The 6,078-nt window shown below is 71.7% G+C and carries 6 protein-coding genes; 2 read left to right on the forward strand and 4 right to left on the reverse strand.

What is annotated here, in order from left to right; translation table 11 throughout:
- Positions 1 to 117: 117 nt before the first annotated feature.
- The 4 genes from ACYVE9_RS12950 to mqnE all read right to left on the reverse strand — a co-directional run bounded on the left by ACYVE9_RS12950 (position 118) and on the right by mqnE (position 3,527).
- Positions 118 to 1,017 (reverse strand): menaquinone biosynthetic enzyme MqnA/MqnD family protein, encoded by a 900-nt coding sequence (locus ACYVE9_RS12950; protein WP_461027962.1) that lies wholly within the window; start codon positions 1,015 to 1,017, stop codon positions 118 to 120.
- Positions 1,018 to 1,089: 72 nt separating this feature from the next.
- Complete coding sequence (locus ACYVE9_RS12955) at positions 1,090 to 1,854, reverse strand: thioesterase II family protein (RefSeq protein ID WP_461027963.1); 765 nt, start codon at positions 1,852 to 1,854, stop codon at positions 1,090 to 1,092.
- Between the two features lie 138 nt (positions 1,855 to 1,992).
- A complete protein-coding gene (locus ACYVE9_RS12960; RefSeq protein ID WP_461027964.1) occupies positions 1,993 to 2,295 on the reverse strand; it encodes a ferredoxin in 303 nt (100 codons plus the stop codon).
- Between the two features lie 68 nt (positions 2,296 to 2,363).
- Entirely contained in the window at positions 2,364 to 3,527 is a 1,164-nt protein-coding gene (gene mqnE, locus ACYVE9_RS12965) for an aminofutalosine synthase MqnE (RefSeq protein WP_461027965.1), read from the reverse strand.
- Positions 3,528 to 3,992: 465 nt separating this feature from the next.
- Here mqnE and ACYVE9_RS12970 point away from each other — a divergent pair, with 465 nt between their 5' ends.
- The gene (locus tag ACYVE9_RS12970; protein WP_461027966.1) at positions 3,993 to 4,853 is read left to right on the forward strand and encodes a 1,4-dihydroxy-6-naphthoate synthase; all 861 of its coding nucleotides are present in this window, start codon (positions 3,993 to 3,995) and stop codon (positions 4,851 to 4,853) included.
- 275 nt (positions 4,854 to 5,128) lie between these two features.
- A partial coding sequence (locus ACYVE9_RS12975; protein WP_461027967.1) for a beta-ketoacyl synthase N-terminal-like domain-containing protein occupies positions 5,129 to 6,078 on the forward strand: 950 nt, incomplete at its 3' end.

The raw sequence follows: 6,078 nt of genomic DNA on the forward strand, positions 1-6,078 counted from the left end.
CCTCTTCCGGGGTGATGCGCCCGCCGTCGGCGGCACGGTCGAGCACGGACTGGAGCGGGTTCTGCGGAGGTCGGGGCATGATGCCGGCCTTTCCGGTCTCTTCGGATGGGTGCGAGGTCACGCGGGGGTGGCCCCGAGCAACCGGACGCGCACGTCGGGCGGGAAGCCTTCGTCGGCACCGCCCACCCGACGGGCGAACTCCGTTATCCCGGCGAGCTGTTCGGGGCCGAGACGGAAGTCGAGTGCGGTGGTGTAGTAGCGCTCCAGCGTGGCGGCGTCGAACTCCTCCCACTGGGACGCCTGCTCGCAGACCTTGCCCACCTCGGTGAGTGACAGGTCGCGCGACGCCAGCAGGTCGGAGTGGACCCGGCGCACCAGTTCGGGCTCCCGGTCCAGGAACTCGCGCCGGGCGGCGAACACGGCGAAGACGAAGGGCAGTCCCGTCCAGTCCTTCCACATCCGGCCCAGGTCGTGCACCCGCAACCCCATCCGGGGCGCCTCGTGCAGCGCGGCGCGCAGGGCCGCGTCGCCGATGACCACGGCTGCCCGGGCCTCGGTCATCATGGTCCGCAGATCCGGCGGGCACACGTGGTACCGGGGCTGCACGCCCACCTGTTCGGCCAGCAGCAGTTGCGCCAGCCGCACGGAGGTGCGGCTGGTGGAGCCGAGCGCCACCGGCTCGCCGTCCAGCTCCTCCAGCGGTACCTGACTGACGATCAGGCAGGACATGACGTCGCCGTCACTGCCGACCGCGATGTCAGGGAGGGCGACCAGGTCGTCTGCGTGGCGCAGGAACTCGACCAGGCTGATCGGCCCGATGTCGAGGTCACCCCCGGCCAGCGCGTCGTTGAGGCCGTCCGGGGTGTCGGTGCGCAGGTCCAGGTCGAGCAGGCTGCCGGTCCGCGCCAGCCCCCAGAACAGCGGCAGGCAGTTGAGGAACTGGATGTGGCCCACGCGGGGTCGCTGTCGTCTGCTGTGCGCCGACGGCGCGGTGAGGCAGGCGCGTTGCTCGGTCATCGGTGCACAGCTCCGCATCGGGTCGAGGGGAGAAGGAGAGCGGGGAGGGTCGGTGCGGGCGCGCGGACGCCGTCAGGAGCGGCGGGCCGGTGACGCGGCGAAGTGCTCGGTGAGCACGGCGAGGACCTCACCGGGCCGTTCGGAGAGGTAGAAGTGCCCGCCGGGGAAGACCAGCAGCTCCGCCTCGGCGGCGGTGTGCTCGTCCCACGCACCCGCCTCCTCCAGCGAGGTCTTGGGGTCCGCGTCGCCGGTCAGGACGGTGATCGGGCAGTTCAGCGCCGCCCCCGGCTCACACCGGTAGGTCTCCACGGCCCGGTAGTCGCTGCGGATGGCGGGCAGCACCATGCGCAGCAGCTCCTCGTCCTGGAGGAACCGGGTGTCGGTGCCGGCCAGCGCCCGCAGTTCCGCCACCACACCGTCGTCGTCGAGGGTGTGCACCGTCTCGTTGCGGGTGCGGGAGGGCGCACGGCGCCCGGAGGCGAACAGGCGCACCGGGCCGGAGCCGGCGGACTCCATCCGGCGTGCCACCTCGAAGGCCACCAGGGCGCCCATGCTGTGGCCGAAGAACGTCAGCGGACGGTCGTCCCAGACGGCGAGGGCCCGGGAGACCTCGTCGGCCAGCGCCGCGATCGACGACGGGCCCGGCTCCTGCCGCCGGTCCTGGCGTCCGGGGTACTGGACGGCCACCACGTCGACACCCGGGCTGAGCGCAGTGGCCACCGGGAGGTAGAAGCTGGCCGAGCCTCCGGCGTGCGGAAAGCACACCAGGCGTTCCGCGGCGTCGGGCGCGGGGCGGAACCTGCGGATCCACAGGTCGTCGGAAGCGGTGGGACTCATGAGACGTACGTGTCCTTTCCTGGGTGGCCGAACCAGTGCCGGCGGGCGCGACCGCGGAGCGGAGGGGGCGGGGGAGAGGCGGGGCGGCCGGTCAGCCGGGGAGGACGGCCGCCCCACCTGTCCCGTGGAGTGCTGGAGTCAGTCGCCGTCTGCGTCGGGACCGTGGACCTCGACCTGGTCGGTGACCCGCCGCACGTGGATGCAGGCGCCGGGGCACTCCTTGGCCGAGTCGACCACGTCCGTGAGCACCTCCAGCGGGATCCTCGTCGTGGCGCCGGGGTTCTGGAGCAGTTCGTCCTCGGTGTCCTTGACGTAGGCGAGCCCGTCGATGTCCAGCTCGAAGACTTCGGGGGCGTACTGGGCACAGATTCCGTCACCGGTGCACAGTTCCTGGTCGATCCAGACTTCCAGGTCCTGGTCGTTCGTCGTCTGCTGGGACATTCACACCTGCCTGGCAGTGTCGTGGGCATGCGGAAGGGGGAAAGCGAGCATCAGCGGCCGCCGGGCACTCACACCCGCATGGGCTGCGGCGACTCGCGTCGAGCCGGGTCCGGGCCGTCGTACTCGCGGATGATCTCGTAACGGGTGTTGCGTTCCACGGGGCGGAAACCGGCGTCACGGATCAGGTCGAGCAGGTCGTCGCGGGTCAGCTTGTTCGGCGTGCCGTAGTTGTCGGCGTCGTGCGTGATCTTGTACTCGACGACTGAGCCGTCCATGTCGTCGGCGCCGTGCTGGAGGGCGAGTTGGGCGGTCTGCACGCCGTGCATCACCCAGAAGACCTTGACGTGCGGCACGTTGTCGAAGAGCAGCCGGGAGACGGCGAAGGTCTTGAGCGCCTCGGCGCCGGTCGCCATGGTGGTGCGGGCCTGGAGGCGGTTGCGGACCTTGCCGTCCTGCATGTCGACGAAGTCGTGCTGGTAGCGCAGCGGGATGAAGACCTGGAAGCCGCCGGTCTCGTCCTGGAGTTCACGCAGCTTCAGCACGTGGTCGACGCGGTGCCTCGGCTCCTCGATGTGGCCGTACAGCATGGTGCACGGGGTCTTCAGACCCTTCTCGTGCGCCAGACGGTGGATCCGCGACCAGTCCTCCCAGTGGGTGCGGTGGTCCACGATGTGCTGGCGGACCTCCCAGTCGAAGATCTCCGCGCCACCACCGGTCAGCGACTCCAGACCCGCGTCGATCAGCTCGTCGAGGACCTCCGACGCGGACATCCCCGAGATCGTCTCGAAGTGGTGGATCTCCGTCGCGGTGAACGCCTTCAGCGAGACGTTCGGCAGCGCCTTGCCCAACTCCCGCAGCGAGCGCGGGTAGTAGCGCCACGGCAGGTTCGGGTGCAGGCCGTTGACGATGTGGAGCTCCGAGAGGTGCTCGTTCTCCATCGTCTTCGCGAGCCGGACGGCCTCCTCGATGCGCATCGTGTAGGCGTCCTTCTCCCCCGGCTTGCGCTGGAAGGAGCAGTACGCGCAGGACGCGGTGCACACGTTGGTCATGTTGAGATGGCGGTTGACGTTGAAGTGGACGACGTCGCCGTTCTTGCGGGTGCGCACCTCGTGCGCGAGCCCGCCCAGCCACGCCAGGTCGTCCGACGCGTACAACGCGATGCCGTCCTCGCGGGACAGCCGCTCACCGGAGAGGACCTTCTCCTCCAGTTCGCGCTTGAGCCCAGCGTCCATGGCCGGGAACCTCCTCGGTCAGTGCCTGGCGGCACACGGAATGAGTCCGGTCACGCGGCACGGCACGTGACTCGTCGACGGGACCGCACACGACGGCCATGCCGCCCCGCCCGACCGGCCGTTGCGCCCGGGCACACCCGGAGGGAACGGAGCCCGCCCGCCCCGAGAGGCGCCGGACGCCGCCCGCCGCCTCCGCGCGGACCCGGGAAGCCGGACAACAGCCGACCGCCACGGACCCCCGCCGGACGGCGGGCAGCGGTGCCGCGCCGGGTGGGGCACCCTCATCCTGGCGGAGGGCAGTGTGGGGAAAACCCCACACCCGCAACCGGTTTGCTGGACACGCGTACCCCGCCGCCCGACGGGCGCGGGCCGCCGCAGCCGCAGCACCGCCGTGACCTCCCGCACAAAGGTCCCGCAGCGGCCCGGACACAGCGCAGGCCGCCGAAGACAAGGAAGCGACCGCCCATGACCGCACCGCTCACCCTGGCGCACTCGCCGTGCCCCAACGACACCTTCGCCTTCCACGCCTGGACCCACGGGCTCATCCCCGGCGCACCCGACGTGGAAGTGACCCTCGCCGACATCGACGTCACCAACGGAGCAGCCGAACGAGGCGAAGCGGACATCCTGAAGGTCTCCTACGGCGTCCTGCCCCACCTCCTCGACACGTACGCGCTGCTGCCCTGCGGCGGAGCACTCGGGCACGGCTGCGGCCCCCTCGTACTGACCCGCGAACCCACCGAGCCGGCCGCCCTCACCGGTGCGCGGATCGCCGTGCCGAGCACCCGCTCCACGGCCTACCTGCTCTTCCGGCTCTGGGCCGCCCACGCGGTGCCCGGCGGAGTCGAGGAGCCCGTCGTGCTGCCGTTCGACGAGATCATGCCCGCCGTCCGCGACGGCCGCGTCGACGCGGGCCTGGTCATCCACGAGGCCCGCTTCACCTACGGGCGCTACTCCCTGCACTGCCTGGCCGACATGGGGGAGGAGTGGGAGAAGGAGACCGGCCTGCCCATCCCGCTCGGCGCCATCGTCGCGCGACGCTCCCTCGGCGAGGCCGCGCTGCGCCGAACCGCCGACAGCATCCGGGCCTCCGTACGGGCCGCGTGGGCCACGCCCGACGCCTCCCGGGCGTACGTGCTCCGCCACGCCCAGGAGATGGAACCGGAGGTGGTCGACCAGCACATCGGCCTCTACGTCAACGACTTCACCGCCGAACTCGGCACCGGCGGCCTGCACGCGGCCCGCGCACTCCTGGACCACTCCGCCGAGCAGGGCCTGCTGCCGCCGGTGCAGGCCGGCGCCTTCGACACGACCCTGCGCATCTGACCGCCGCACCGCCCGTACAGGGCGCGTCCACGACCGTCCGGCAACGCTAGAAGTTCTCTTAGAGCCCCTGGCCGCAGGCCGGGCGTGCCCGGGAACCCGCCCATAATCGGCGGCAGGACGGCCCCGGTGCCGGGAGCGCCGGGGGCCGTCTCCCGAGGGCACCGGACGTACACCGCTGCCCCGCCGGCCCCGACGCGCAGCGGCGCCGGGAGACCGAACCGAAGTGCCGCACCCCCGGCGAGACGCCGCTCTCGCTGCCGAAGGGAGACCGACCCGTGAGCGAGGACCGGCTTCGCGAATTCGTGACCCGCGTCTCCACCGACCTGCAGCGCACCCGCGCCCGGTTGCGCCAGGTCGAGGCCAAGGCAACGGAGCCCATCGCCGTCGTCTCCATGAGCTGCCGCTACCCCGGCGACGTGCGCGCCGCCGAGGACCTGTGGCACCTCGTCGACACCGGGACGGACGGCGTCTCCCGCTTCCCCGACAACCGCGGCTGGGACCTCGACGCCCTCTACGACCCCGACCCGTCCCGCCCCGGAACCTGCAACACACGCGAAGGCGGGTTCCTGCACGACGCGGCCGACTTCGACGCCTCCTTCTTCGGCATGTCACCCCGAGAGGCCCTGGCCACCGACCCGCAGCAGCGCCTGCTGCTCGAAGTGGTCTGGGAGGCACTGGAACGAGCCGGCCTGCGCCCTGCGGACCTCCGGGGCAGCGCCACCGGTGTCTTCGCCGGCGTCATGTACAACGACTACGGCACCCGCTTCGACGAGCCGCCCGCCGGGCTCGACGGCTACCTCGGCAACGGCAGCGCGGCCAGCATCGCCTCCGGCCGCATCTCCTACACCTTCGGTTTCGAAGGACCGGCCCTGACCGTCGACACCGCCTGCTCCTCCTCCCTCGTCGCCCTGCACCTCGCCGTGCAGTCGCTGCGCGCCGACGAGTGCGACCTGGCCCTGGCCGGCGGAGTCGCCGTGATGTCCACCCCGGTCACGTTCATGGAGTTCGCCAGGCAGCGCGGGCTGGCGCCCGACGGCCGCTGCAAGTCCTTCGCCGACGCCACCGACGGCACCGGCTGGGCCGAGGGCGTCGGCGTGCTCCTGCTCGAACGGCTCTCCGACGCACGCCGCAACGGCCACGAGGTGCTCGCCGTGATCCGCGGCTCGGCCGTCAACCAGGACGGCGCCTCCAACGGCCTCACCGCCCCCAACGGCCCCGCGCAACA

The sequence above is a fragment of the Streptomyces sparsus genome (assembly GCF_054776295.1).

Excerpts from the sequence above, each read along its gene's own strand:
- ACYVE9_RS12960 (WP_461027964.1), bottom strand. The coding sequence starts at position 2,295 with ATGTCCCAGCAGACGACGAACGACCAGGACCTGGAAGTCTGGATCGAC.
- mqnE (WP_461027965.1), bottom strand. The coding sequence starts at position 3,527 with ATGGACGCTGGGCTCAAGCGCGAACTGGAGGAGAAGGTCCTCTCCGGT.
- ACYVE9_RS12970 (WP_461027966.1), top strand. The coding sequence starts at position 3,993 with ATGACCGCACCGCTCACCCTGGCGCACTCGCCGTGCCCCAACGACACC.
- ACYVE9_RS12955 (WP_461027963.1), bottom strand. The coding sequence starts at position 1,854 with ATGAGTCCCACCGCTTCCGACGACCTGTGGATCCGCAGGTTCCGCCCC.
- ACYVE9_RS12950 (WP_461027962.1), bottom strand. The coding sequence starts at position 1,017 with ATGACCGAGCAACGCGCCTGCCTCACCGCGCCGTCGGCGCACAGCAGA.